At 64.7% G+C, this 22957-nt stretch carries 23 protein-coding genes; 11 read left to right on the top strand and 12 right to left on the bottom strand.

Annotation, left to right across the window (positions count from 1 at the left end; translation table 11 throughout):
* Nucleotides 1-120 precede the first annotated feature (120 nt).
* Nucleotides 121-1044 carry a DUF58 domain-containing protein gene (locus tag ABXS05_RS12790; protein ID WP_367624164.1) on the bottom strand — a complete coding sequence of 308 codons (924 nt, stop codon included), beginning with the start codon at nucleotides 1042-1044 and terminating at the stop codon, nucleotides 121-123.
* Nucleotides 1045-1049: 5 nt separating this feature from the next.
* Nucleotides 1050-2048: an AAA family ATPase gene (locus tag ABXS05_RS12795; protein ID WP_322431365.1), complete on the bottom strand. Its 999-nt coding sequence runs from the start codon at nucleotides 2046-2048 to the stop codon at nucleotides 1050-1052.
* A gap of 152 nt (nucleotides 2049-2200) precedes the next feature.
* Here ABXS05_RS12795 and ABXS05_RS12800 point away from each other — a divergent pair, with 152 nt between their 5' ends.
* The 4 genes from ABXS05_RS12800 to ABXS05_RS12815 all read left to right on the top strand — a co-directional run bounded on the left by ABXS05_RS12800 (nucleotide 2201) and on the right by ABXS05_RS12815 (nucleotide 5079).
* Nucleotides 2201-2797 carry a DUF1285 domain-containing protein gene (locus tag ABXS05_RS12800; RefSeq protein ID WP_367624165.1) on the top strand — a complete coding sequence of 199 codons (597 nt, stop codon included), beginning with the start codon at nucleotides 2201-2203 and terminating at the stop codon, nucleotides 2795-2797.
* A 1-nt stretch (nucleotide 2798) separates the two neighbouring features.
* Nucleotides 2799-3464 (top strand): CoA pyrophosphatase, encoded by a 666-nt coding sequence (locus ABXS05_RS12805; RefSeq protein WP_311933611.1) that lies wholly within the window; start codon nucleotides 2799-2801, stop codon nucleotides 3462-3464.
* A gap of 21 nt (nucleotides 3465-3485) precedes the next feature.
* On the top strand, nucleotides 3486-3746 hold the full coding sequence (locus ABXS05_RS12810) for a DUF6111 family protein (RefSeq protein WP_311933613.1): 261 nt from the start codon (nucleotides 3486-3488) through the stop codon (nucleotides 3744-3746).
* Between the two features lie 115 nt (nucleotides 3747-3861).
* Entirely contained in the window at nucleotides 3862-5079 is a 1218-nt protein-coding gene (locus ABXS05_RS12815) for a CCA tRNA nucleotidyltransferase (protein WP_367624166.1), read from the top strand.
* A 30-nt stretch (nucleotides 5080-5109) separates the two neighbouring features.
* Here the strand turns inward: ABXS05_RS12815 and ABXS05_RS12820 are convergent, their stop codons facing one another.
* Together ABXS05_RS12820 and ABXS05_RS12825 are read right to left on the bottom strand one after the other, a co-directional pair.
* Nucleotides 5110-5607, bottom strand: coding sequence for a GNAT family N-acetyltransferase (locus ABXS05_RS12820; RefSeq protein ID WP_311933616.1), 498 nt, complete (start codon nucleotides 5605-5607; stop codon nucleotides 5110-5112).
* A gap of 239 nt (nucleotides 5608-5846) precedes the next feature.
* Nucleotides 5847-6290, bottom strand: a complete 444-nt coding sequence (locus ABXS05_RS12825) for an NUDIX domain-containing protein (RefSeq protein ID WP_437178656.1) — start codon at nucleotides 6288-6290, stop codon at nucleotides 5847-5849.
* Nucleotides 6291-6810: 520 nt separating this feature from the next.
* Here ABXS05_RS12825 and ABXS05_RS12830 point away from each other — a divergent pair.
* Nucleotides 6811-7716 carry a metallophosphoesterase family protein gene (locus ABXS05_RS12830; protein ID WP_311933620.1) on the top strand — a complete coding sequence of 302 codons (906 nt, stop codon included), beginning with the start codon at nucleotides 6811-6813 and terminating at the stop codon, nucleotides 7714-7716.
* A gap of 163 nt (nucleotides 7717-7879) precedes the next feature.
* Here ABXS05_RS12830 and ABXS05_RS12835 read toward each other — a convergent pair whose 3' ends face one another.
* A complete protein-coding gene (locus ABXS05_RS12835; protein ID WP_367624167.1) occupies nucleotides 7880-9055 on the bottom strand; it encodes a fumarylacetoacetate hydrolase family protein in 1176 nt (391 codons plus the stop codon).
* Between the two features lie 369 nt (nucleotides 9056-9424).
* A complete protein-coding gene (locus ABXS05_RS12840) occupies nucleotides 9425-10111 on the bottom strand; it encodes a nucleotidyltransferase family protein (protein WP_367624168.1) in 687 nt (228 codons plus the stop codon).
* 110 nt (nucleotides 10112-10221) lie between these two features.
* Here ABXS05_RS12840 and ABXS05_RS12845 point away from each other — a divergent pair, with 110 nt between their 5' ends.
* The gene (locus ABXS05_RS12845; protein ID WP_367624169.1) at nucleotides 10222-11220 is read left to right on the top strand and encodes an extensin-like domain-containing protein; all 999 of its coding nucleotides are present in this window, start codon (nucleotides 10222-10224) and stop codon (nucleotides 11218-11220) included.
* Nucleotides 11221-11227: 7 nt separating this feature from the next.
* On the opposite strand, the gene ABXS05_RS12850 is transcribed toward ABXS05_RS12845, so the two are convergent.
* On the bottom strand, nucleotides 11228-12016 hold the full coding sequence (locus ABXS05_RS12850) for a FadR/GntR family transcriptional regulator (protein ID WP_311933627.1): 789 nt from the start codon (nucleotides 12014-12016) through the stop codon (nucleotides 11228-11230).
* A gap of 250 nt (nucleotides 12017-12266) precedes the next feature.
* Here ABXS05_RS12850 and ABXS05_RS12855 point away from each other — a divergent pair, with 250 nt between their 5' ends.
* Entirely contained in the window at nucleotides 12267-13559 is a 1293-nt protein-coding gene (locus tag ABXS05_RS12855) for a hydroxyacid-oxoacid transhydrogenase (protein WP_311933630.1), read from the top strand.
* 34 nt (nucleotides 13560-13593) lie between these two features.
* Nucleotides 13594-14385 carry an AttM family quorum-quenching N-acyl homoserine lactonase gene (attM, locus tag ABXS05_RS12860; RefSeq protein WP_367624170.1) on the top strand — a complete coding sequence of 264 codons (792 nt, stop codon included), beginning with the start codon at nucleotides 13594-13596 and terminating at the stop codon, nucleotides 14383-14385.
* A gap of 18 nt (nucleotides 14386-14403) precedes the next feature.
* Here attM and ABXS05_RS12865 read toward each other — a convergent pair whose 3' ends face one another.
* From ABXS05_RS12865 to ABXS05_RS12880, 4 genes are all read right to left on the bottom strand, one after another.
* Nucleotides 14404-15231: an ABC transporter permease gene (locus tag ABXS05_RS12865; protein WP_367624171.1), complete on the bottom strand. Its 828-nt coding sequence runs from the start codon at nucleotides 15229-15231 to the stop codon at nucleotides 14404-14406.
* Between the two features lie 6 nt (nucleotides 15232-15237).
* Nucleotides 15238-16374: an ABC transporter permease gene (locus ABXS05_RS12870; RefSeq protein ID WP_367624172.1), complete on the bottom strand. Its 1137-nt coding sequence runs from the start codon at nucleotides 16372-16374 to the stop codon at nucleotides 15238-15240.
* A gap of 141 nt (nucleotides 16375-16515) precedes the next feature.
* Nucleotides 16516-17565: an ABC transporter substrate-binding protein gene (locus ABXS05_RS12875; protein ID WP_367624173.1), complete on the bottom strand. Its 1050-nt coding sequence runs from the start codon at nucleotides 17563-17565 to the stop codon at nucleotides 16516-16518.
* Nucleotides 17566-17683: 118 nt separating this feature from the next.
* Entirely contained in the window at nucleotides 17684-18808 is a 1125-nt protein-coding gene (locus tag ABXS05_RS12880; RefSeq protein ID WP_367624174.1) for an ABC transporter ATP-binding protein, read from the bottom strand.
* A gap of 303 nt (nucleotides 18809-19111) precedes the next feature.
* Here ABXS05_RS12880 and ABXS05_RS12885 point away from each other — a divergent pair, with 303 nt between their 5' ends.
* Genes ABXS05_RS12885 through ABXS05_RS12895 form a run of 3 tightly spaced genes read left to right on the top strand, consistent with a single transcriptional unit; the run spans nucleotide 19112 to nucleotide 21448 of the window.
* Nucleotides 19112-20497 carry an aminotransferase-like domain-containing protein gene (locus tag ABXS05_RS12885; RefSeq protein WP_367624175.1) on the top strand — a complete coding sequence of 462 codons (1386 nt, stop codon included), beginning with the start codon at nucleotides 19112-19114 and terminating at the stop codon, nucleotides 20495-20497.
* Nucleotides 20498-20546: 49 nt separating this feature from the next.
* Nucleotides 20547-20810 (top strand): hypothetical protein, encoded by a 264-nt coding sequence (locus ABXS05_RS12890; protein ID WP_367624176.1) that lies wholly within the window; start codon nucleotides 20547-20549, stop codon nucleotides 20808-20810.
* The gene (locus ABXS05_RS12895; protein ID WP_367624177.1) at nucleotides 20807-21448 is read left to right on the top strand and encodes an HD domain-containing protein; all 642 of its coding nucleotides are present in this window, start codon (nucleotides 20807-20809) and stop codon (nucleotides 21446-21448) included. Before ABXS05_RS12890 ends, ABXS05_RS12895 begins: the two co-directional genes overlap by 4 nt.
* Here ABXS05_RS12895 and ABXS05_RS12900 read toward each other — a convergent pair.
* On the bottom strand, nucleotides 21433-22878 hold the full coding sequence (locus ABXS05_RS12900) for an aldehyde dehydrogenase family protein (protein WP_367624178.1): 1446 nt from the start codon (nucleotides 22876-22878) through the stop codon (nucleotides 21433-21435). The genes ABXS05_RS12895 and ABXS05_RS12900 overlap by 16 nt on opposite strands.
* Nucleotides 22879-22957 lie beyond the last annotated feature (79 nt).

Here is a 22957-nt window from a genome sequence, read left to right on the forward strand (position 1 = left end):
AGGCATCGGTTGCAGCCCTGGATCCCCTTCCCTCGGCCTCCGGCCTCACCGGGGATGACAGAGCACTTATCCCCAAACGTCTCCCCAACCTCCGTAGGCCAGGCCTTTCGATCGCCGCCATCAGGCCCCCTCCCCCTGCTGCAGCAGCGGATGCAGGGCCAGCACGGCCTGGGAGGCCGGCTTGTCGGTGCGATGCAGCGTCATACTCCAGCCATAACGGTGCGTGATCGCCCGCAAGGCGTCACGATGGGCGGCAAGCCGAGCCTCATAGGCCTGGCGGATGTCCTGGGCCCGCGGAGCCTGGAACTTCGCTCCCGTTTCAGGATCGATCAGTTCGGTACGGCCGGCAAACGGAAAGGTCTCTTCGATCGGATCGGCGACGACCAGGAGATGACCGCGCGCGCCGCGAGCCGCCAGGGCCGCAATGGTGCCCCCCGTTACTTCCGGCTCGTCGAGAAAATCACCGATCAGAATGGCTTCGCTGCGAGGCCCGAGCGCAATCCGCTCGGGCAGTCCGCTGCGCTCCGCCGTGGCGGGCGGAGCCGCCGCCATCAAGGCGAGAGCGAATTTTTCGATAATCGCCCTCTGCGAGGTCGGCCGGGCCAGGCCGATCAGGCCGACGCGTTCACCGCCCTGCACCAGGAGGTCGGCAAAAGCCAGGCACAGCACCAGTGCCCGTTCGAGCTTGGAGGTCTGCGCCAGGCTCGACGCCAGATTCATCGAGACCGAACGGTCGACCCACAGCCACAGGGTCTGGGCCGCGTCCCATTCGTGCTCACGCACATAAAGTTCGTCGCCACGCGCCGACCGGCGCCAGTCGACATTGGCAGCCGCCTCCCCCGGGGCGAAATGGCGGAACTGCCAGAAATTCTCGCCCTGTCCGGCCCGGCGGCGGCCATGCAGGCCATGCAATGCCGTTGCCGCCACGCGGCGCGCCTCCAGGGCAAGCCTGGGCATGGCTTCGGCCAGATCGAGCGCCGCCTGCTGCAGGCCTGATGACCTGACCGCCTTATGCTCGTCGATCAGCCGCGTGGAAACCGCCATTCGGCTCAGCCCAATTTGCGCGCAAGGCGTCCGATCACGCCCTCGATGCTCTCGCCATCGGCCCGGGCGGCAAAGCTGAGGGCCATGCGGTGCTTGAGCACGGGTTCGGCGAGAGCGATGACATCGTCGATCGAAGGAGAGAACCGGCCCTGCACCAGGGCACGTGCCCGCACAGCGAGCATCAGGGCCTGGCTGGCGCGCGGGCCCGGGCCCCAGGCGATCTTGCCGGCAAGGTCTGGCGTCTCGCCGGGGCGGGCCGAGCGCACCAGCGTGAGGATCGCCTCGACCACCGATTCGCCGACCGGCAACCGCCGGACCAGGCGTTGTGCGCCCAGGAGATCCTCCACGCTCATGGCGGGCCGCGCGGGAGCCTCCTCGGCGCCCGTGGTGAAGAGCAAAATGCGCTTCTCGTCCTCGCGATCGGGATAGGGCACGTCGATCTGCATCAGGAAACGGTCGAGCTGGGCTTCCGGTAAGGGGTAGGTGCCCTCCTGCTCGAGGGGGTTCTGCGTCGCCAGGACATGGAAGGGCTTGGGCAGGTCATGGCGCTCGCCCGCCACGGTGATGTGATATTCCTGCATCGCCTGCAGCAGGGCCGACTGGGTGCGCGGCGAGGCGCGGTTGATCTCGTCGGCCATCAGCAATTGGGCAAAAACCGGACCGCGCACGAAACGGAAGCTGCGCTTGCCGGTCTCGCTGGCGTCGAGCACTTCGGTGCCGAGAATGTCCGAGGGCATCAGGTCCGGCGTGAACTGCACGCGCTTGGCATCGAGCCCCAATACCACGCCGAGCGTTTCGACCAGCTTGGTCTTGGCAAGGCCCGGCACGCCGACGAGCAGGCCGTGCCCGCCGGAAAGCAGGGTGATCAGGGCGCCATCGACCACGGCCTCCTGGCCGAAGATCACGCCATGCACCGCTTCGCGGGCCCGCTTGATCAGATCTGCCGTGTTTTCAGCCGAGCGGATGATGGCTTCATCGAGATTGGTGGCGGTATCGGCCGTCATCATGCCTCGCAGGAAACGCGCCGGACAGGCGCTGGATAATGGGAAAGCTTGCGCGATTCCCTTGTATCGCAGGATACTAGAGAGCAACTAAGGCAGGAGCGAGAGCTTGTCTGTCGTTTTCACGTCCGTTTTATCACCGAGTGTTTTCGACTATGGCCCAGACCGATCTGGCCGGATTGACCAAGGCCGTCAAGGAAACCGGCAAACATGCCGGCGCCCGTCCGGTGCATCTGTGGAATCCCCCATTCTGCGGCGATATCGACATGCGCATCGCGGCCGATGGCAGCTGGCATTACATGAAGAGCCCGATCGGGCGGATCGAACTCGTCAAGCTGTTTGCCTCGATCCTGCGCCGTGACGAGGATCGCTATGTGCTGGTGACGCCGGTGGAGCGCGTCGGCATCGCAGTGGATGACGTGCCCTTCGTCGCCGTGGAAATGCGCGTGGAAACAGGCGCAGGCGGGCAGATCCTATCCTTCCGCACCAATGTCGACGACTGGACCGAGGCCGGCCCGGACCATCCCATGCGGTTCGAGAGCGGGGCTTCCGAGGGGCTGAAGCCCTATGTGCATGTGCGCGCCGGCCTTTGGGCTCGGGTCAATCGCGCTCTCTATTACGATCTTGCCGACCTCGGCGAGATCCGGGAAGTCGACGGGGTCGCCCTGTTCGGCGTCGCCTCTGGCGGCAGCTTCTTTGCCATGGCCCCTGCCGATGAAATCGGTGCCGAGCCTCGAAACACCAATCCCTGACATGCTGACCGCCCTGCCCCCTGAGACCCACCATCCCGAGCTCGAGGCCTTCCTCGAACGAGCCCGACACCGGCTTGCCGTCGAGGCGCCGGCAGGGCTCCATCTCGACAGCGTGCCTGATCATGGCGATCACCGCTTCTCCCCCGGCCTGCTTGCCGAATTGCCCGCGGCGCCCTCCAAGCCAGCGGCCGTGCTGATCGCCCTCATCGACCGGCCCGACGGACCCACGGTGCTGCTCACCCATCGTTCGAGCGCACTGCGCAACCATTCGGGCCAGATCGCTTTTCCCGGCGGTCGCATCGATCCCGACGACGGCAGCGCCCTGGCAGCTGCGATGCGCGAGGCCGAGGAGGAGGTCGGGCTGTCGGCCAGCCTGATCAGCCCGATCGGCTATCTCGATCTCTATCTTACGGGCTCGGGCTACCGTATCGCGCCGGTGGTGGCCCTGGCCGATCCGGGCATGGTGCTGCATCTCAATCCCGCCGAGGTCGACAGCGTGTTCGAATGCCCGCTCGCCTTCCTGATGGATCCGGCCAACCACATTGCCGAAAGCCGGGAATGGCGCGGTGCCATGCGCCAATATTATGCAATTCCCTGGCAGGGCCACTATATCTGGGGCGTGACGGCGGGGATCATCCATACCCTCTATGAGCGGATCTATGGCTGAGACGATGAAGGTCGCAAGCTGATGTTCCGGCCTTTCCTGTTCGAGGCAGTGCTGTTCATCCTGCCTTTCCTGGTCTATGGGATCTGGGTGCTGCTGCGCGGCGGCCAGCCTGGCACCCCCGAGCGGACAGGGGTCCCGCTGCTGCGACTGATCGCGCTGGGTGTGGTGAGCATGGCGGTTGGCCTGGCGCTCTTTGCCCATTATGGCGGAGCCCCTGCCGGCAGTGCCTATGTCCCCGCGCATATGGAGGACGGCAAGCTGGTCGAGCCTCAGACACGATAGGGAAAAGTGCGCATTCTCCGAATCGGATTTTCTCTCTAACTTATTGTTTTGACGTATTTTCTCAGCTGAGCAGCCCGACGACTTTTCTTGAAGATGCCATTGGATGCATGACCGGATGGATGAGCGTTTCCCCTGGCTCGACAAGCCCCCCTTGTCGACGCTGCTCGCGGCCCTGAACCAAGACGGGGAAGAAGCGCGGGTGGTGGGAGGCGCCGTGCGCAATGCCCTGCTCGGCGAGGCCGTCGCCGACTGGGACATCGCCACCACGGCCCTGCCCGTCGAGACCCAGGCCCGGGCTCGGGCGCGCGGCTGGAAGGTCGTGCCCACCGGCATCGAGCACGGCACCGTGACCGTGGTCATCGATGGCCACCCGCTCGAAGTGACGACGCTGCGCGAGGACATCGAGACCGACGGCCGCCGCGCCGTGGTGCATTTCGGCCGCGACTTCCGGGCCGACGCATTCCGGCGCGACTTCACCATCAATGCCCTCTCGCTCACCCCCGACGGCCGGCTGCACGACTATGCCAGCGGCCTTGCCGACATCGCCGAGCGGCGGGTCCGCTTCCTCGGCGAGGCCGATCAGCGTATCGCCGAGGATTATCTGCGCATTCTGCGTCTTTTTCGCTTTCATGCCCGTTTCGGGCAGGGACCGCTCGATAAAGCGAGCTTCACAGCGGCGATACGCGGACGCGAGGGCCTGCGCCGGCTCTCGGCCGAACGCATCAGGGCCGAGCTCCTCAAACTGCTCACGGCGCCGCACGCCAGCGAGGTCCTCGCCGAGATCGAGGCTGCCGGTTTTCTCGGCATTCTGCTGGGGGGTATCTCACGCGTCGAGGCGTTTCGTCGCCTCGCGGACCTCGAAGCCCGGGGCCAGACGAAACCCGACGCCATCCGGCGGCTGGCGGCCCTCAGCCTGTTCACGCGGCAGGATGCCGAGCGGCTGGCGGCACGGCTGCGGCTATCGAACGCCGAGGCCAAACGCCTGGCCACGATTGCCCTGTTGCTGGAGCGCGTCAGACACGCCCCCACCCTTCCCAAGGCCCGGGAATGGCTTTATCGCCTGGGCCCGGAGCTTTATCGCGACGGCATGCTCGTCGCGGCCGCGCACCACCCCGAAGCCGATTTTGCCGAGGCCCTGGCTTTACCGGAGCATTGGAGCATTCCCGAGCCCCCCTTCAGCGGCAGGGATCTCGCGCAATTCGGCATCAAGCCTGGCCCGCGCATCGGCCGCATCCTCGCGCGCGCCGAGCAGGCCTGGATCGACGGCGGCTTCACGGAGGATGGCGCACAGCGTCAGGCCATCCTGGACGAAGCAGTGCGCATGACCACCTGACCAGCCCGATATCTGGAATGCCCGGCCGGTTCAGCCGCCGCGCGCAGCGCCCGCAACCCCTTCGAAGGCCCCCTCCACCAGTTCCTTCACCAGGAGGCGCAGGGGATCGACCGGCCCGGGCAGCATGACCCGTCCTGGCGCGATGCGCGTGAAGCCGACCCGGCTGTAATAGGGCTCGTCGCCCACCAGGATGACGAGCCGATGGCCAATCTCGGCGGCCTCGGTCAGGCTGGCCTGCATCAGCGTCAGGCCGATGCCGCGCGAGCGGAAGGCGGGCTCCACCGTCAGGGGGCCGAGCAGCAGGGCCGGGGCCTCGCCGACATGGATCGGTGTCAGCCGGATCGAGCCCACGATCATCGAACCGATGCGTGCCACATAGGACAGTTTGGGATGCGGCGGCACGCCTTCGCGCAGGCGGAAGGCCGTGCGGGCGAAGCGGCCGGGCCCAAAGGCCCGTTCGTGCAGCTTGTCGATGACGGCACCGTCGTCGGGCGTCTCGGGGGTGAGGTCGATGGCGATTTCAGGCATTGCGTGGTTCCGGCAGGCAGGGAGCGCCCGCCGGCTTGACCGTTCAGGCGCGCGAAAGGGAGTGGGGCGAAACCACGGTTCGTCGTCGCAGCTGAAGGCTCTTCGTCATCATGGCCGGCGCGTACAGCAAAAGAGGCCGCCTTACAACCGGATTTATCGATCGGACGATATTTTGCTGCGCGGATCGTGCCATTTCGGGAACCCGCGCGTCGCAAATGCCTTCGGCACGGACCGCCGCATCACCACAGGCCATCCGGCTGTCGCCGTCCCGCCACTTCATCGAGCCGACGGCGGGTCGCCTGGGTGGTTTCCTCCGGCAGGGCATCGAGGGGAAAGAAGCCGGCCTCAGCGATCTCGTGATCCGGCAGGCGGGGTTGTGCCTGGGTGTAGTGCCGCACCAAGAAGAAGGCAATGTGGTCGCGGCGGCTGATCTCCCGATTCCAATAGAGCCCCTGCAGCTCTGGCGATGCATCGAGATGGATATGCCCCTCCTCATCCAGCTCACGGGCCAGGGCCTCCAGTGCGGTTTCCCCGGTCTCGACACCCCCGCCCGGAAGATACCAGCCCGGCACATAGGTATGCCGCACCAGAAAGACCCTGCCCTGCCCGTCGAGCACGGCGGCGCGCACGCCCAAAGTCATACCGCGCTGCATGCGGGAATAGACCATGAAAAGCGGAGTCACCAGACGTCCGATCTTCTGTCGCAATGTAATTGAAGAAGAATTCATTCATCGACGCTCAGTGATTGGAAGGAAGTGGCCAGGCCCTGTCTGGGATCATATCGCAAAAAAACTTCACACACCCTGCCATCTCGCCCATGCATGGCTGTCCAGCGCGCCAAGCAGCCTTTACCGGCTGGTAAAATACCTGTTCCTGCGGTATAGAAGCGCCACCCCAATAGAGGAGACCCAGGGGCCTTCGCCCCGGTATAGTTCGATGTTTACCTATTTCCGGCTGCTTGCCAGCGCCGTTCGTATCCGTGCCAAGACCCAGGCTACCCGCGACACTGTCGCATTGTTGACCTTCAGCAAAGCTTAACGATCGTCCCGCAGCGTAGCGGCGGTTGATGGTCCCCGGCCAAAACGACGCCTGCCGTTCGCGAGAACGCGCAGGCGTTTTGCGTTGACAGAGGCAGGCCATATGGCCACGCTAGCGTCACTGCCTGTCGCTTCGTGATTACCCCGCCTCCCCGATTGCCTCCTCATGTTCAAGCTCGCGCATCTTTCAGACCCCCATATCGGGCCTTTGCCGCGAGCCAGGGCCAAGGAACTGGCGGGAAAGCGGGTTCTGGGCTGGATCAACTGGAATCGAGGGCGCCGGGACGTCCACCGCATGGATGTGCTGCAGCAACTCCTGGTGGATTTGCATGCGCAGGCGCCCGACCATATCGCCTTGACCGGCGACGTGGTCAATCTCGCTCTGCCTGGCGAGTATCCGGCGGCGCGCGCTTTTCTCGAAACCGTCGGCGCGCCCGACTTCGTCTCGCTGGTGCCCGGCAATCACGATGCCTACACCAAGGGCGGCGCCCTCCATTTGCTCTCGGCCTTCGATCCCTGGATGCGCGGCGACAACGCCGGCGCCCATCCCCTCGACGAGGACGAGCGCTTTCCCTATGTGCGCATCCGCGGAAAAGTGGCGCTTGTCGGCCTGTCCAGTGCGATTCCGACCGCGCCTTTCATGGCTACCGGCAAGCTCGGTCCGCGCCAGATCGCCAAGCTCGGCCCCATCCTCGAACATCTGGAGCATGAAGGCTATTGCCGCGTGGTCATGCTGCATCATCCCGTGCGACGTCAGGATGCCGGACCGACCGCGATGCTGATCGATTGCGACCGGCTGAACGCCGTGCTGCGCCGTACCGGGGCAGAGCTCGTCCTGCACGGGCATATCCACACCGGGCTGGTGCATCGCATCAAGGGCCCCAAGGGGCCGATACCGGTGGTCTGCACCCCCTCGGCCTCGGCCGCCCCGGAGCGTGCCCGCTGGCCGGCCTCCTACAATCTCTTCTCGATCACCGGCAAACAGAAGAACTGGAAAATCGGGCTGACGGTCCGGGGCTTCGTAGCAGCCGGCCACCCGCCAGAGCAGCTGCGTTCGCAAGAACTGGCCTGAAGGCGGCAGCATCGCTCGAGGGAGTGGATGCGCCGGGCTTGACCCGGCTATCCAGAAGCCACCCGCCGAAGAGAACGGTATTGCCTGCGAGAGCGCCCTGAATGGGAGCGCCTTCGGAGTTTCATCCGGATCCGCCGTTACGCGGCAGCCCGCCTGTGGGCGATCACAGCAAGCCGCGCCTGGCCAGGTTGCGCAGGAGGTGGCTGGCACCGAAGGTCCAGGGCGGTGCGTCGGAACTGCGCACCATGCGATTGGTGAGCGAGCCGAGCTCGGGGGCAGCAATGGTGACGATATCACCGATCTTGTGGGTGAAGCCCTTACCCTTCTCGTCGCGATCATCGATGGGCGCGAACATGGTGCCCAGGAAGAGGACCGCGCCGTCGGGATACTGATGGTTGACGCCGATCATCTGCGAGACGAGATCGCCAGGATCGCGGCTGATCTTGGAGATCGAACTCATGCCGGTGAGCCGGTAGCCTTCGGGCCCGCGTACCTCCAGCGTCACGTCGGCGCGCCTGACATGATCGAGCGAGAAGGTGGAGTCGAACAGGCGCACGAAGGGGCCGACCGCCGCCGATGCGTTGTTGTCCTTGGCCTTGGAGAGGAGCAGGGCCGACCGGCCCTCGAAATCGCGTAGGTTGACGTCGTTGCCCAGCGTCGCGCCGACGATCTTGCCGGCAGCAGAAACCACCAGCACCACTTCCGGCTCGGGATTGTTCCAGGTCGAATTGGGATGAAGGCCGGCATCGGCGCCGGTACCGACGGCCGCCATGGGCTGGGCCTTGCTGAAAATCTCGGCATCCGGTCCGATACCGACTTCCAGATATTGCGACCATGCGCCCTGGGCGATCAGCACCTCCTTCAGCTTTGCAGCCTCGGCCGAGCCGGGACGCAGGCGCGCCAGGTCGTCACCGACCAGCTTGACGATCTCAGCCCTGAGGGAAGCGGCTGCAGCCGAGTTTCCCCGCGCCTTCTCCTCGATCACCCGCTCGAGCATCGACACCACGAAGGTGACACCGGCCGCCTTGATGGCCTGGAGATCGATCGGCGCCAGCAGCCAGGGCTTGCGCAGGTCGCGGTTGGCCGGCGGCGTGTTGGCCAGGATTTCCGCCAGGGCCCCGATTTCGGTGGAGGGTGCCGCCTTGGCAGCCTGGGCTGGATTTCGCGCTTCGCAGAGATCCCTGACCGTCGGGAAGCTGGAGGTAATGTCGTGCAGGCCATCCTCCTTGGCAACCACGACGGCCGGTCCCTCGACATCCGGCAGCCAGACACGCCCGATCAATGTCCCGGCGACACCGTCGACCGGGAGGGTATTTTCGGGGGTGAGCGTGAACGACATTGCGGACCTCGCGGCTGGTAAGAGCTCTATCAACCTGCCCTTAGCGTCAACCGCGCGAATGGGCAAGACTTGCATAAGCGGTATACAAAGATATGCGCCGTACGAATGTGGATTAACCTCACGGGTATAGGCCTGTAAGCAAAATTGACTAGCGAGGTATCCTCATGGATTTAAGATTTAACTCAATATATAAAGAGACAAATACAAAATATTTCAAAAATTTAAACGCCAATATTTTGGTATTAGGTTTTGTTTTAAAAGTTTAACACACAAAACCTAACGTCTACGGCCACATTCGGCCATCCCACGCATGCAACTAGTCCGACGAATTCCACGCGATACGGAGCGCTCTAGGTATTAAAGTACGTGCTAGAGACGTTCCGAGATTGCAAAAAAGCTCCGAAAATCTTCCGGTGTGTCCAAGCTGGAATCATAGACAGGATTGCGTGTAGGAAAAGCCGCGATTTGGTCGGGATAATCGGCAATCAGACTTTCGCTCAAAAGATCAACGCCCTCCACGTCAAAATCCGGCGGTATCATCACGGGGTAGCCTCTTCGCTCGCCGCGTACCGGAACCAGTGCCTTGCGCCGGTCGCCGGCGCTGTATTGCTTGATCAAACCGGCGATTTCACGCTCCGTCAGTCGCGGCTGATCGCCGACACATAACATGATACCGTCGTACCGCCTCTGGGCCGCGAGCAGGCGCGCGCGCTCAAAAGCCCGCCGGATTGCGGTCGCCGCGCCATCGGACGGAGGCGAAGCCACGAATTCGACCGGTGTGCGGACGAGCGCCTCCTCGATGCGTTCCCGCTGGTGGCCGGTCACCACAATGACGTCGGCGATGACGCCGCGGATGGTCTCGACGACATGGCGGATCATCGGGCGGGCAGAAATATCGAGCAACAGCTTGTTGCAGCCCATGCGCCGCCCTTCGCCGCCGGCGAGGACGATCGCGATGTAATTCGCCAAAGGCCGATCATCGTCCGTGGGCATGGATGACACTTTTCTCTTTGGAAAAGGCAAAGCGGCATACACGCTTTTGGCCTGATTGGCCATCGTGGAAGCGACCCGCGTGGATGAAATCGATCACGTCCGCGCGGTTAACGCTTCTTTTTGAAAATGGCCGGTAAACTCCGGGTATGTTGCGTCGCGTTGCGTGTTCTCTCGTGCTGGGTACGGTTCTGGGTAGCCTGGCTGGTTGCGGGTCGTTCTTCAATCTCGAAGAGCGAGAACCCTGGCGTGCCCAGGCCGAATCCCAGTGCCTTGCTTCCGGCGAGGTCCGGGAAACCGCCGGCATTCGCATCGCCCAGGCGATCGAAGGACCTGGCGTCTGCGGTGTCGACCACCCCTTCCGCGTCACCGCCCTCAATACCACCGGAGCACCTGCCGCGCCCGTCTATGCGGCGCTGCGGCCCCGCGCACCGGCAACCGTGGCACCTCAGCCGAATGAGGCACCTCAGCCGCAATATGCTCCGCAACCATCGGGCGCACCGGATGGCTTGCTGCCGCCTGCAGCGGTCGGCGACCAGACCGGAGCGATCGGTGACGGCGACGCTTCGGCTCCGATGTCCTACCGGGCTGCTCCATCCCCCGGTCCGGTTCGTATCGCCGACGGTGGCCCCTTCTCGGTCTCGATGGATCGCAGCCTGGTGCTGTCCTGCTCGATGATCCCCGCCATCACACGCTGGCTGGTTCAGGACGTGCAGCCGGCGGCGATGGCCAATTTCGGATCCCCGATCGTGGAGATGACGACGTTCGGCAGCTATTCCTGCCGCCGGCGCAACAATGGCCATTTCGGCCGCATGTCCGAACACGCTTTCGCCAATGCCGTTGACGTCAAGGGCTTCAAGCTGGCCGACGGCCGCGAGACGCGCATCCTGACCGGCTGGCGTGGTTCGGCCCAGGAGCGCGGCTTCTGGCGCGATATCGCCTTTGGCGCCTGCGCCAAGTTCACCACCGTGCTCGGCCCCGGCGCGCCGCTGCACGACAACCATCTGCATCTCGATCTCGCCCGCCACGGCGTACGCAGCAAGAGCATCTGCCGCCCGCGCCCTCCCGCCGGCTGGGTCGCCGCCGCGCAGCGTGGTGCCGGCGGGGCACCGCCGCCGTCCGAGGACTATACGGGCTCGATCCAGGACATTCCGGCCGGCGGCTATGACGAATGACGGCGCCCTAAGCCAGGAGCGCCGCCTCTTCCTCCCCGATCACACCCAGCCGCGTCGCCGCCCGCAAAAGATGGCGGCGCATGGCGCTGCGCGCATTCGCAGCCGAACCCGCCTCGATGGCACGGCAGATGTCGCCATGTTCCTCGATGACGCTGTCGACATGAGCCGGCCCCTTCTGCGTCAGGGTGTTGCTGCGGGCAACCGTCACGCTCTGATGCAGCAGCAGGGATAGATAGCGCTGGAAATCGGCGACCTTGCCATTGCCGCTTGCCGCCGCGACGGCGCGATGAAACTCGATATCGGCACCGACGCCGAGATCCTCGCCAAGCTTGGTGCGATCCATTTCCTGCAGCCAGTGCCGGAGCGTGGCGAGATCGTCTTGCGAACGGCGGACTGCGGCGAGACCGGCACCTTCCACTTCGAGGCACAGGCGCAATTCGAAGATCTCGCGCAGGGCAATGCCGCTGCCGACTTCGGCATCCCGGATACGGAAGGAGCGCTGCAGCGGGGCGGCGCTGACAAAAACCCCGGCGCCCTGGCGGCTGACTACGATGCCATCGGCCTTCAGCCGGGATACCGCCTCGCGGATCACCGTGCGGCTGACGCCGAAACTGGCGGCCAGTTCGGGCTCGGTCGGCAGGCGGGCACCCGCTTCATAGCGCCCCTTCTCGATATCCTCCTGCAGCGCGGCAACCACCCGATCGGCCAGAGGCAAGGGCCTGCCGATCCGCCTGTCCTCATCGCCGACAGGCCCCGCAGCTTCCGGGACCGGGCGCATTCGCTCTTTGAGGGCCAAATACGCCTCCTCCTGGATTCTCGAGCGGACCATTGCCGGGATTGGAAATGTTACGCGGACCGACAATCCGTTTCAAAACATCGCGAGACTAAATTCATCATATGACCATGTCACTATGTGATATTGACATGTTTCTACCATTGTGGAAGCCTCCCATCAACTTCGCAAGTCAGGACATACGACCCGATCACGGACTGGCCGCGCGGCTCCCTCGCCCGGCTCGGCAGAATGATCGCCGGCGCAGGAGGACATGACGATGGCACCCATCGATCGGGGCGCGAACGAGACCATCTTCACCCTGGAGGCAACGCAGCTCAAATTCGGCAATGGGGCGGTCGAGGAACTCGACTGGGAGCTCAAGCGCCTTGGGCTGCACAAGATATTGCTGGTCGCCGATCCTCGGCTGCGCCGGCTCGGGATTACCGAACGCGTCACCGGCATTATCGCGCGCGCCGGCGTCGGCATCAGCGTCTTCGAGAGCATTCTCGTCGAGCCGACCATCGAATCGCTGGGGGAAGCTGCGGCCTTCGCCGCATCCCAGGATGTCGACGGCTTCGTTGCCCTGGGCGGGGGCTCGACCATCGACACCGCCAAGGTGGCCAACCTGATCCGCAGTCATGGCGGCGCCATCATCGACTATGTCAACGCGCCTGTCGGCGGCGGCCGCAAGCCCCCCTCGCCCCTGCGCCCCCTGATCGCCATCCCGACCACGTCCGGCTCGGGCTCGGAAGCGACCACGGTGGCGGTCCTCGACATTCCCGAACTCAAGATGAAGACCGGCATCTCGCATCGCTACATGCGGCCGACGCTGGCCATCGTCGATCCCGAACTGGCGCGCACCACGCCGGGAGCGGTCACGGCCTCCTGCGGCCTCGACGTCGTCTGCCACGCGGTGGAATCCTTCATCTCCCGCCCCTTCGACGCCCGGCCGCGCCCAGCCACGCCGGATGATCGGCCGCCCTATCAGGGCAGCAATCCGGTGGCCGACATCTGGTCCCTCAAGGCGATCGAGTTCGGCGGGCGCTTCCTCGAGCGCGCCGTCCGCGACGGCAATGACCTGGAAGCGCGCGGCACCATGATGCTCGGCGCCACCATGGCCGGCATCGGCTTCGGCACGGCGGGGGTGCACATCCCGCATGCCTGCGCCTATCCCCTCGCCGGCCTCAAGCACAGCTACAGCGCCCCCGGCTATGAAACGAGCCACAATTTCGTGCCGCATGGCTTTTCGGTGATCGTCACCTCCCCCGCCGTGTTCCGCTTCACCTATGACGCGGCGCCCGACAAGCACATCCAGGCGGCAGAGCTCCTCAATGCCGGGCCGATCGCCAATCCGGGCCCGGACTCGCTGCCGGACACCCTGATCAGGCTGATGAAGGCTGTGGGTGCACCATCGGGCATCGCCGAACTCGGCTATGGCGAGGAAGACATTCCCGCTCTGGTGCAAGGGGCGCTCAAGCAGCAACGCCTCCTAGTCGGCGCACCCAAGGCCATCGATGCCGCCGGGATCGAGGCCGTCATGCGCCAGTCCCTGCGCAACTGGTAGGCATGCCGGACGGAAAAAATACCAGGAGGAAAGCATGGGTGAGATCGAACTGCACATGTTCCAGTGCGGCACGCTGAAGTGCAAGCTGCATAACATCAAGATGAATCAGGGTGCCAACACGGACTACGAGATCCCCGTGCCCTGGTACCTGCTCAAGCACCCCAAGGGGCTGGTGGTGATCGATGGTGGCAATGCCGTCGAGTGCGCCAGCGATCCGCGAGGCTATTGGGGCGGCATCTCGAAGACCTATTGGCCGGTGATGCAGGAGAGCGATGGCTGCGTGCAGAAGCTTGCCGCCATGGGTATTTCGCCTGACGACGTCACCCATGTCGTGCAGTCGCATCTGCATCTCGACCACACCGGCGCGATCGGCCGCTTCCCCAATGCCGTGCATGTCGTGCAACGCCGCGAATATGAATATGCCTATGCGCCGGACTGGTTCGCCGCCGGCGGCTATATCCGCGCGGATTTCGACCGGCCCGGCCTGAAATGGCAATTCCTGGAGGCCGAGGCCACCGATGGCTACGATCTGTTCGGCGACGGCACGCTCAAGATGATCTTCACGCCCGGCCATGCACCGGGTCACCAGTCCTTCCTGGTCACCCTGCCCAAGAGCGGCGCCATCCTGCTGGCTGTCGATGCCGCCTACACGCTCGACCATTGGAACGAGAGGGCCCTGCCCGGCTTCCTTGCCTCGACGGTCGATACGGTGCGCTCCGTGCAGAAGCTGCGGTCCCTGGCGGCGAAGACGGATGCCAAGGTGGTCACCGGCCACGACCCCGACGCCTGGCCGAGCTTCAAGCAGTCTCCGGGCTTCTACGACTGAGGCTCTCTCCGGTGCAGCTTACGGCGCGACGGCCTCTCCCATCCGTCGCGACCGCCTTGCCAGCAGATTGGCGACCACCAGCAGGATGATCGAGAGCCCCATCATCAGGGTCGCCGCAGCGGTGATAGCGGGGCTCAATTGTTCGCGCAGGCCCGTGAACATTTCGAGCGGCAGCGTGCGCTGGCTGGCGCTGGCGAGGAACTGCACCACCACCACCTCGTCGAAGGAGGTCACGAAGGCGAAGGCCGCACCGGACAGCACGCCGGGCAGGATCAGCGGCAGCATCACGCGGAAGAAGCCGGTCAGAGGCCTGGCACCAAGGATGGCGGTCGCCCGCATGAGGTTGCGGTCGAAGCCGGACAGGCTCGCCCCCACCGTGACCACGACGAAGGGGCTCGCCAGCACCGTGTGGGCCAGGATGATGCCGACATAGCTGTTGGCGAGGCCCATCCGCGCATAGAAGAGATAGGTGCCGACCGCGGTCACCACCACCGGCACGATCAGGGGCGAGATGAGCAGCGGTACGATCAGGCGCCGGGCCGGAAAACGTGGATCGGAGAGGCCGATCGCCGTCAATGTCCCCAGCACGGTGGCCAGGATGGTGGCCCCGATGCCGATGAGCAGGCTGTTGCCGATAGCCGCGAGCCAGCGCGGCGTGCCCAGCACCACCTCGTACCAGCGCGTGGACACGCCCTGGAGTGGGAAGGTGAAGAAGGACCCCGAGTTGAAGGACAGCGGCACCGGCACGAAGATGGGCACCACCAGGAAGATCAGCACCAGGACGCACCAGGTCCAGAGCAGGCCGACGCGGATCCGTTCGCCGAGCGTTGGATAGGGCGACAGCATGTTGGCTCATCCCATTTTGAAGATGTCGAGGCCGAGATAGCGCGTCATGCCGATATAGAGCCCCAGGGTCGACGCCAGCAGCACGAAGCTCAGGGCCGCCGCCATTTCCCAGTTGAGCTCGACATTGACGTAGTTGGCGATGAAGTTGGAAACGAGCTGATCACTGGCCCCGCCGACCAGCACCGGGGTGATGTAGTAGCCCAGGCAGAGGATGAAGGTGAGCAGGCAGCCCGCCAGCACGCCAGGCATCACCTGCGGCAGGTAGACCCGCCGGAACACCGTGAAGGGCCTGGCGCCGAGCGATTGGGCCGCCCTGAGCTGCGAAGTCTGGACCGATCGCATCACGCTGTAGATCGGCAGCAGGGTGAAGGGCAGCTGGATATGGATCATCGCCAGGACCAGCCCGGTGCGACTGTACATCAGTTCCAGCCGCTCCGAGGCCAGGCCGAGCCAGAGCAAGAGATCGTTGAGCAGGCCGAATTTCTGCAGGATCACGGTCCAGGCGGCCGTGCGCACCAGGATCGAGGTCCAGAAGGGCAGCAACACCAGCACCAGGACGATCCCGGCCAGGGCCGGCCGCAGATTGGTCATCCAATAGCCCAGGGGAAAACCGAGAACCAGCGTTCCCAGCGTCACCAATGTCGCGATCAAGAAGGTTCGCCCGATCACGCGCAGGAAGACGGCCTGGTCAGGAGGCACCATGCCGATGCTGCCCTGGTCGGTCCAACGCAGGTCGAAGGCGGACAGCAAATAGAAAGAGGTGAACCCGTTCAGGCCGCCTTTGATCGCGGTCCAGCTGCGATCCTGGCCGAGAAGCGGCGCTGCCTTGATCATGCTCGCCTTGTCCATCGGCTGGCCTGACGCCGTGCTGCGCCCAAGACGCAAGATCTGGCTGCGCGCGCCCGGCAGGCGCGTGTTCAAGCTCTTGGCGAACTCATTGATGGAGCCGGCGCCGGCCGCATCCTTCAGGTCGGCGGCCAAAGCCTGGAAGGTCTCCTCGCCTGGCACGTTGGCATCGTCCTTGCCCAAGGCGACAGCCGTGCGCGACAGGGTATTGGCGATCGTGGGCTCATAGATCGCCCGCGACAACAGGGCCAGGATGGGCGCGCCAAAGCTGAAGATGAGGAGAACGAGCAGCGGCATTGCGAGCCCCAGGGGTCGCAGCCCTTCCCAGTTCCGTCTCGTCCGGATTGTCGCCGTCGCGCTCGATGACATGGGCTTTCCCTCGCGGGTCTGCGATCGAGCGGCGAGCCGCCCGATCGTATTTGCAGTTGCGGCCGTGGCTTATTGCGCCAGCCAGGCGTTGAAGCGCTTCACCAGGTCTTCGCCGTGATCGCCCCAGAACTCGACATTGGCCACCAGATGCCGCTGCATGTTCTCGGGCGCGGTGGGAAGCTTGGGCAGGACTTCCTTGGGAATGAAGGGTGTCGCATCCTTGATCACCGGACCGTAGGGAATGAAGCGGCCGAGCTGCGCACTGACCTCGGGCTGGGCCACATAGTTGAGATATTGATAGGCGAGGTCGAGATTCTTGGCGCCCTTGGGAATGGCCACCATGTCGAATTCGACGATCTGGTCGTTCCAGACCAAAGCGAAGGGGCGCTTGTCCTGGTCGATGGCGCTCTGGATGCGGCCGTTCCAGGCCGTGGTCATCACCACCTCCTTGGAGGCGAGCAACTGCGCCGGCTGGGCCCCGGCATCCCACCAGACAATGTCCTTCTTGATGGTATCCAGCTTCTTGAAAGCGCGATCGACGCCTTCCGGCGTGGCAAGCACGTCATAGACCTGGTCGATCGGCACGCCATCGGCCATCAGTGCCCATTCGAGGTTCTGGGCCGGTGCCTTGCGCATGGCCCGCTTGCCGGGGAATTTCTGGGTATCGAAGATGTCGAGCACCGAAGCGGGAGCCTGCTTGAGCACGCTGGAGTCATAGGCGAGCACATCGCCGTAGACATCGATGCCGACGCCGCAATCCAAGGCCGTCCCGGGGAGGAAACGCGAACGATCGGCGATCCTGGCGTAATCCAGCCGGATCAGGACGCCGGTATCGCACCCTTGCAGCACGGTCGAGGTCTCGACCGTAACCAGGTCGATCGGGACGTCGCCCGTCTCCACCATGGCTTTGATCTTGCCGAGCTCGCCCGTATATTCCTGCTCGTTGAAGGTGATGCCGGCCTTCTTGGCAAAAGGCTCGAACCAGGCCTGGCGCAGAGCGGCTTGCCAGGCGCCGCCCGTCGCCATGATGGTCAGCTCTCCCGCAGTGGCGGCCTGCACCTGGTGACAGAGCGCTGCTCCAGCCAGCGCGAGTGCGAGCGACAATCTCAGGCGTCTCATGGTTCTCTCCCGGTTATCCAGAGCAAGGCGCTTTCATGGTTGGATATTCTCTCGCCCTAACTCTGCGTTTCGACGTGTCCTTGCGCCTCTTGGCAGGCTCGTTCGGTCGTAAGGTGCGCTAATGCCCACCACTTATCGCGGTACCCATCGGAAAGGCGCGGCAGTCGCCGGTCGACCAGGCAAGATCGACAGGCTCGCCCATGGCCATGCTGGCTTCGGGCCGAATCTTGACCGTCAGGATCTGCCCATTGGCGAGCCGGGCGAGCAGGCGCTGATGGTCGCCGTGATAGATGCAGCCATCGACCGTGGCGCCGATGCGGTTGTCGTGGCCGTTCACCTCGGCCGCCAGCTTGATCTGCTCGGGCCTGATGGCGAGCTGGACCGGCGCGCCCTGGGGCAGCGGCCCGACCGCCTTGGCGATGACCTTCAGCCCGTCGGGCAACATGACGGCGCATTCGTCGCCATTCACCCGTTCCACCGTGCCGTCGAGAGCGTTGTTCTCGCCGATGAAGCTCGCGACGAAGGCCGTTGCCGGGTCGTTGTAGAGCTGGTCGGGCGAGCCGATCTGAGCGATCTCGCCGCTCTCGAAGATGGCGACGCGATCCGACATGGTCAGGGCCTCGCTCTGATCATGCGTCACATAGACGACGGTCACGCCCAGCATCTCGTGAAGCTGCTTGAGCTCGATCTGCATATGCTCGCGTAGTTTCTTGTCGAGGGCGCCGAGCGGTTCGTCCATCAGTACCAGGGTAGGCTCGTAGACAAGCGCACGCGCCAGGGCGACACGCTGCTGCTGGCCGCCCGAAAGCTGCGTCGGCTTGCGGTCCTTGAACTGGGCAAGCTTGACCATTTCGAGGGCACGGACCACGCGAGGCCCGATCTCGCTCTTGGGGATCTTGCGCACCGACAGCGGGAAGGCGACGTTGTCGGCCACGCTCATATGCGGAAAGAGCGCATAATTCTGGAAGACCATGCCGATATTGCGCTCATAGGGCGGCATCCGCTCGACCGGCTGCCCGTCCAGGCGGATCATGCCCTCGCTGGGCCGCTCAAATCCGGCAAGCATGTTGAGGGTGGTGGTCTTGCCGGATCCGGAGGGCCCGAGGAAGGTCAGGAACTCGCCGCGGCGAATATCGAGATTGAGCCGCCGCACGGCATGGAAGCTGCCATACATCTTCTCGACGTCGATGAATTCGACGAATTTGGCGCCATCCTTTTCGCCGTCGCCTGACTGGGCTGCCATCGCTGTCCCGACCTCCCCTTCGCTGCGCCCGTTCGGGCTGCCCTCTGCTGCCGCCACGGTTCCATTCCGAACCCGAAGCGCCTGACCTTGCGTTAGCATTGTATGGTCATACAACTTTTATTTGAGTGACCATATTTGCGAAGTTGGACCACGTCAAGGCCCCACAATTGAACGAGGCACCGAGATTGTATGGGTTACAATTGGCAGAACACCTATGATAAGCCGCATACAACCTGCATTGTCTGATGTCATTGACCATGCTAAGAGGGGCCAAAGGGTGGTCTCCGGGAACGCCAAACGCAGATGCTTGACAATTTGGAGCTGCCGGAAAATGACCGGCCGATCTATCAACGCCTTGCTGATGCCATCGGCGAGCGCATTGCCCGTGGCGATCTGACGGAAGGCGAGAAGTTGCCGCCGCAGCGCGAGATCGCCAAGGCCCTCGGCCTCAACGTCACCACGGTCACTCGCGCCTTCTCCACCCTGCAGCAACGTGGCCTGGTCGAGGCGCGCCCGGGCCGCGGCACCCTGGTGGCTCCCCGCGAAAGCGACGATCCCGGCTTCAAGTCGGCCCCCAGCGACGAGGCCGGCCTGATCGACCTGTCGGTAAACCGGCCGGCCACCTCCGCCTATCTCGAAGCCCTGTCGGCGCTGCTGCCGCGCCTGTCCAGGGATCGCCGCTTCGGCGCCTTGCAGGACTATCACCCTCCCGAAGGACCGCTCTGGGCTCGCACGGCCGTCGCAGGCTGGTTGCAGGACATTGCAGGCGATGGCGACGCCAGCCGTGTCGTGCTGACCGATGGGGCACAGCATGGCCTGGCCTGCGTCTTGCGGGCGCTGACCCAGCCCGGCGACGTCATCCTGGTCGACCAGATCACCTATCAAGGCATCAGCGCCCTGTGCCGTTCGCACGGGCTCGATCTACGCGGCCTTCCTGCAGATCGGGAAGGCATGCGCCCGGACGCCTTCGAGGATGCCTGCCAGACCTGGCGTCCCCGAGCGGTCTTCCTGGTGCCCAGCCTGCACAATCCGACGACGGTGACCCTGAGCGAGAGCCGGCGCCGCGCCCTTGCAGCAATCGCCAGACGACACAACGTGCTGATCATCGAGGACGACGTCTATCGCCCACTGCTCGAAACTCCCCTTCCCTCCTTCGCAAGTCTGGAGCCGGAACTCACGATCTATGTCGGCGGCCTGTCGAAATGCGTTGCGCCCGGGCTTCGCTTTGGCTTCGTCGTGGCGCCGCGCGCGGTACTGGGCAATGTCGCGGCAGCGCTGCGGATCGACTGCTGGAGCGTCAGTCCGCTGATTCCGCTGATCGCGACCAGCCTTCTGGAGGAAGGAACGGCGGCTCGCATCATCGAGCGGCAGCGCGAGGAACTTCGCGAGCGCCAGGCAATCCTCGCTGAAGCGCTCGCCGCTTTCGACATCCAGACCCACGAAGCCTCGCCCCACGCCTGGCTGCACCTGCCCGAGCCCTGGCGCGGCGCCAGTTTCGCCAGGGCCTGCCGCCAGCGCGGCGTCGGCGTGCTGCCCGCCGATGCCTTCGCAATCGGGCGGGAAACCCTGGCCCACGCCGTCCGCATCAATGTGGGGGCCGCACCCTCGCGCGGCGAATTGCGACAGGCGCTCGGCATCATCGCCAACCTTCTCAATGCCGGCAATTTCGAGCTTTCGGGTGCGATTTGAGGCATAAGTTCCGGGCATATGGACGTCCGAGTCCAGCGGAGAGTCCAGCTTGACCACCACCCGGCAGCGTCTCGTCGACCATCTCCATGGCATCGCCGGCTATAACGACAAGGGTTATCTGTGGAGCCGGCATACGCCCGCCGAGGTGCAGGCCAGTCAGGACGAGGCGCAGGCCGTCATTCTCAGGCTGATCGACGAGATCGGCGCGACAGCCTTCAGCCGGGACCTGCTCGCCGAGCTTCAATCTGGTGCCGGAGCCCGTGACGATTCTGGCAATCTGGCCGAATGGACGCGCCGGGAGTTGCTGCGATGAACCCTGGTGATAATCCCGCCAGACCGGCGGCCATCCCCGAGCCGGCTTTCGCCGATTTGCTCACGGCCTATCGGGATCCGCACCGGCATTATCACGATATCGGCCATATCGAGGCCATGCTGGCGGAGCTGCAGGACTGTCGCCCCCTCCTCCATGATGCCGAAGCCGTCGAACTCGCGATCTGGTTCCACGATGCCATCTACGATGCCGCGGCGCCCGACAATGAGGAGCGCAGCGCCGATCTTGCCCGGCAGGTTCTCGGCAGGCGGCTCGGGCAGGGCAGACTGGAACGGGTGGCGACGCTGATCCTGGCCACCCGAAAACATGAGCTTGCAGGCGATGTCGGCCCGCAGGAACGGGCGGACATGGCCTATTTCCTCGATCTCGACCTGCAGGTCCTCGGCGCGGAGGCAGCGCGCTTCGATGCCTATGAGGCGGCGGTGCGGCGCGAATATGCCCATGTGACCGAAGCAGCCTGGCGCATCGGGCGGGCGGCCGTGCTGCGGCGCTTCATGGCCCGGCCGCGGCTCTATTTCAGCAACCTTTTCGCCGAAAGGCTGGAGGAAAGAGCGCGCGCCAATCTCGCGCGCTCCCTCGCCAAGTTGACGGAAGGCGAGCCGCCTCAGGCCAGCGTGTAGCTGGTCTTCACCGTGGTGTAGAACTCGGCGGCGTAGCGGCCCTGCTCGCGCGGGCCGTAGCTCGAACCCTTCCGACCGCCGAACGGCACGTGATAATCGACGCCCGCCGTCGGCAGGTTGACCATCACCATGCCGGCCTGGACATTGCGCTTGAAATGCGTGGCGTATTTCAGGCTGGTGGTGGCGATGCCGGCGGAAAGGCCGAATTCGGTGTCGTTGGCGGCAGCCAGCGCCTCGTCGTAATCCTTGACGCGCACCACGGCGGCGACCGGCCCGAAGATCTCCTCGCGGGCAATGCGCATGTCGTTGCTGGCACCGGTGAACAAGGCCGGCGTCAGATAGAAGCCGGGTGCCTCGCGCTTCACCAGATCGCCGCCGAAGGCGAGCTTGGCGCCCTCGTCCTTGCCGATCTTGATGTAGTTCAGGTCCTGGTCGAGCTGGCTCTGGTCAACCACCGGGCCGATATGGGTGCCGGCCTTCATGGCATCATCGACGCTGAGGCCCTTGAGACGCTCGACGAGGGCGGCAACGAAGGCATCGTGGATGCCGTCGGTGACGATCAGGCGCGAGGAGGCCGTGCAACGCTGGCCGGTGGAGAAGAAGGCACCGTTGACGGCGGCTTCCACCGCCACCTTGACGTCGGCATCATCGAGCACGACGAAGGGGTTCTTGCCGCCCATTTCGAGCTGCACCTTCTTCATCGGCGAAGAGGCGACGCAGGTCGCGGCGATCTTGCGGCCGGTACCGACCGAGCCGGTGAAGGAGATGGCATCGACGTCGGGTGAGGACAACAGCGCCTCGCCGACCACCGAGCCGCGGCCCATCACCAGGTTGAACACACCAGCCGGCAGGCCGGAACGGGCGATGATCTCGCCCAGCGCATGCGCGGTGGCCGGCACCAGGTCGGCCGGCTTCAGCACCACGGTGTTGCCGTAGCAGAGCGCCGGGGCGATCTTCCAGGCCGGAATGGCGGCGGGGAAGTTCCAGGGCGTGATCAGGCCGACCACGCCGATGCCTTCGCGTGTCACCTCGACGCCGACGCCGGGACGGACCGAGCCGATGATCTCGCCGGCCAGGCGCAATGCTTCACCGGCAAAGAAGCCGAAGATCTGGCCGGCCCGCGCCACCTCGCCGATACCTTCGGGCAGGGTCTTGCCTTCCTCGCGCGACAGGATGGCGCCGAGCTCCTCCTTGCGTGCCAGGATCTCGTCGCTGATGCGCTTGAGCACGTCATGGCGCTCCTGCAGGGTCGAGCGGCTCCAGCCGGGGAACGCAGCCTTGGCGGCAGCAATGGCCTTTTCGGCTTCGGCCTTGGTCGCCCGGGGGAAGTGCCCGACGATCTCGGCGGTGTTGGAGGGATTCACGTCCGGCGCGAGATCGGACGAGGCGACCCATTCGCCGGCGATGAAGTTACGGGCATGCAGTGTCATCGGGAAGATCCTAGAGATAACGAAACCGGCCGGACATTAGTCTAACAAATGCCCGGCGCAAACCGGCAGCTTGACGCGG

Origin of the sequence: Labrys neptuniae (assembly GCF_040797145.1) — a bacterium.
GTDB lineage: Bacteria > Pseudomonadota > Alphaproteobacteria > Rhizobiales > Labraceae > Labrys > Labrys neptuniae.

Bases quoted from the DNA above. Each gene is read 5' to 3' on its own strand.
- ABXS05_RS12790 (WP_367624164.1), bottom strand. From the start codon at position 1,044: ATGGCGGTTTCCACGCGGCTGATCGACGAGCATAAGGCGGTCAGGTCA.
- ABXS05_RS12795 (WP_322431365.1), bottom strand. From the start codon at position 2,048: ATGACGGCCGATACCGCCACCAATCTCGATGAAGCCATCATCCGCTCG.
- ABXS05_RS12800 (WP_367624165.1), top strand. From the start codon at position 2,201: ATGGCCCAGACCGATCTGGCCGGATTGACCAAGGCCGTCAAGGAAACC.
- ABXS05_RS12805 (WP_311933611.1), top strand. From the start codon at position 2,799: ATGCTGACCGCCCTGCCCCCTGAGACCCACCATCCCGAGCTCGAGGCC.
- ABXS05_RS12810 (WP_311933613.1), top strand. From the start codon at position 3,486: ATGTTCCGGCCTTTCCTGTTCGAGGCAGTGCTGTTCATCCTGCCTTTC.
- ABXS05_RS12815 (WP_367624166.1), top strand. From the start codon at position 3,862: ATGGATGAGCGTTTCCCCTGGCTCGACAAGCCCCCCTTGTCGACGCTG.
- ABXS05_RS12820 (WP_311933616.1), bottom strand. From the start codon at position 5,607: ATGCCTGAAATCGCCATCGACCTCACCCCCGAGACGCCCGACGACGGT.
- ABXS05_RS12830 (WP_311933620.1), top strand. From the start codon at position 6,811: ATGTTCAAGCTCGCGCATCTTTCAGACCCCCATATCGGGCCTTTGCCG.
- ABXS05_RS12835 (WP_367624167.1), bottom strand. From the start codon at position 9,055: ATGTCGTTCACGCTCACCCCCGAAAATACCCTCCCGGTCGACGGTGTC.
- ABXS05_RS12840 (WP_367624168.1), bottom strand. From the start codon at position 10,111: ATGGCCAATCAGGCCAAAAGCGTGTATGCCGCTTTGCCTTTTCCAAAG.
- ABXS05_RS12855 (WP_311933630.1), top strand. From the start codon at position 12,267: ATGACGATGGCACCCATCGATCGGGGCGCGAACGAGACCATCTTCACC.
- attM (WP_367624170.1), top strand. From the start codon at position 13,594: ATGGGTGAGATCGAACTGCACATGTTCCAGTGCGGCACGCTGAAGTGC.
- ABXS05_RS12865 (WP_367624171.1), bottom strand. From the start codon at position 15,231: ATGCTGTCGCCCTATCCAACGCTCGGCGAACGGATCCGCGTCGGCCTG.
- ABXS05_RS12870 (WP_367624172.1), bottom strand. From the start codon at position 16,374: ATGCCGCTGCTCGTTCTCCTCATCTTCAGCTTTGGCGCGCCCATCCTG.
- ABXS05_RS12875 (WP_367624173.1), bottom strand. From the start codon at position 17,565: ATGAGACGCCTGAGATTGTCGCTCGCACTCGCGCTGGCTGGAGCAGCG.
- ABXS05_RS12880 (WP_367624174.1), bottom strand. From the start codon at position 18,808: ATGGCAGCCCAGTCAGGCGACGGCGAAAAGGATGGCGCCAAATTCGTC.
- ABXS05_RS12885 (WP_367624175.1), top strand. From the start codon at position 19,112: ATGCTTGACAATTTGGAGCTGCCGGAAAATGACCGGCCGATCTATCAA.
- ABXS05_RS12895 (WP_367624177.1), top strand. From the start codon at position 20,807: ATGAACCCTGGTGATAATCCCGCCAGACCGGCGGCCATCCCCGAGCCG.
- ABXS05_RS12900 (WP_367624178.1), bottom strand. From the start codon at position 22,878: ATGACACTGCATGCCCGTAACTTCATCGCCGGCGAATGGGTCGCCTCG.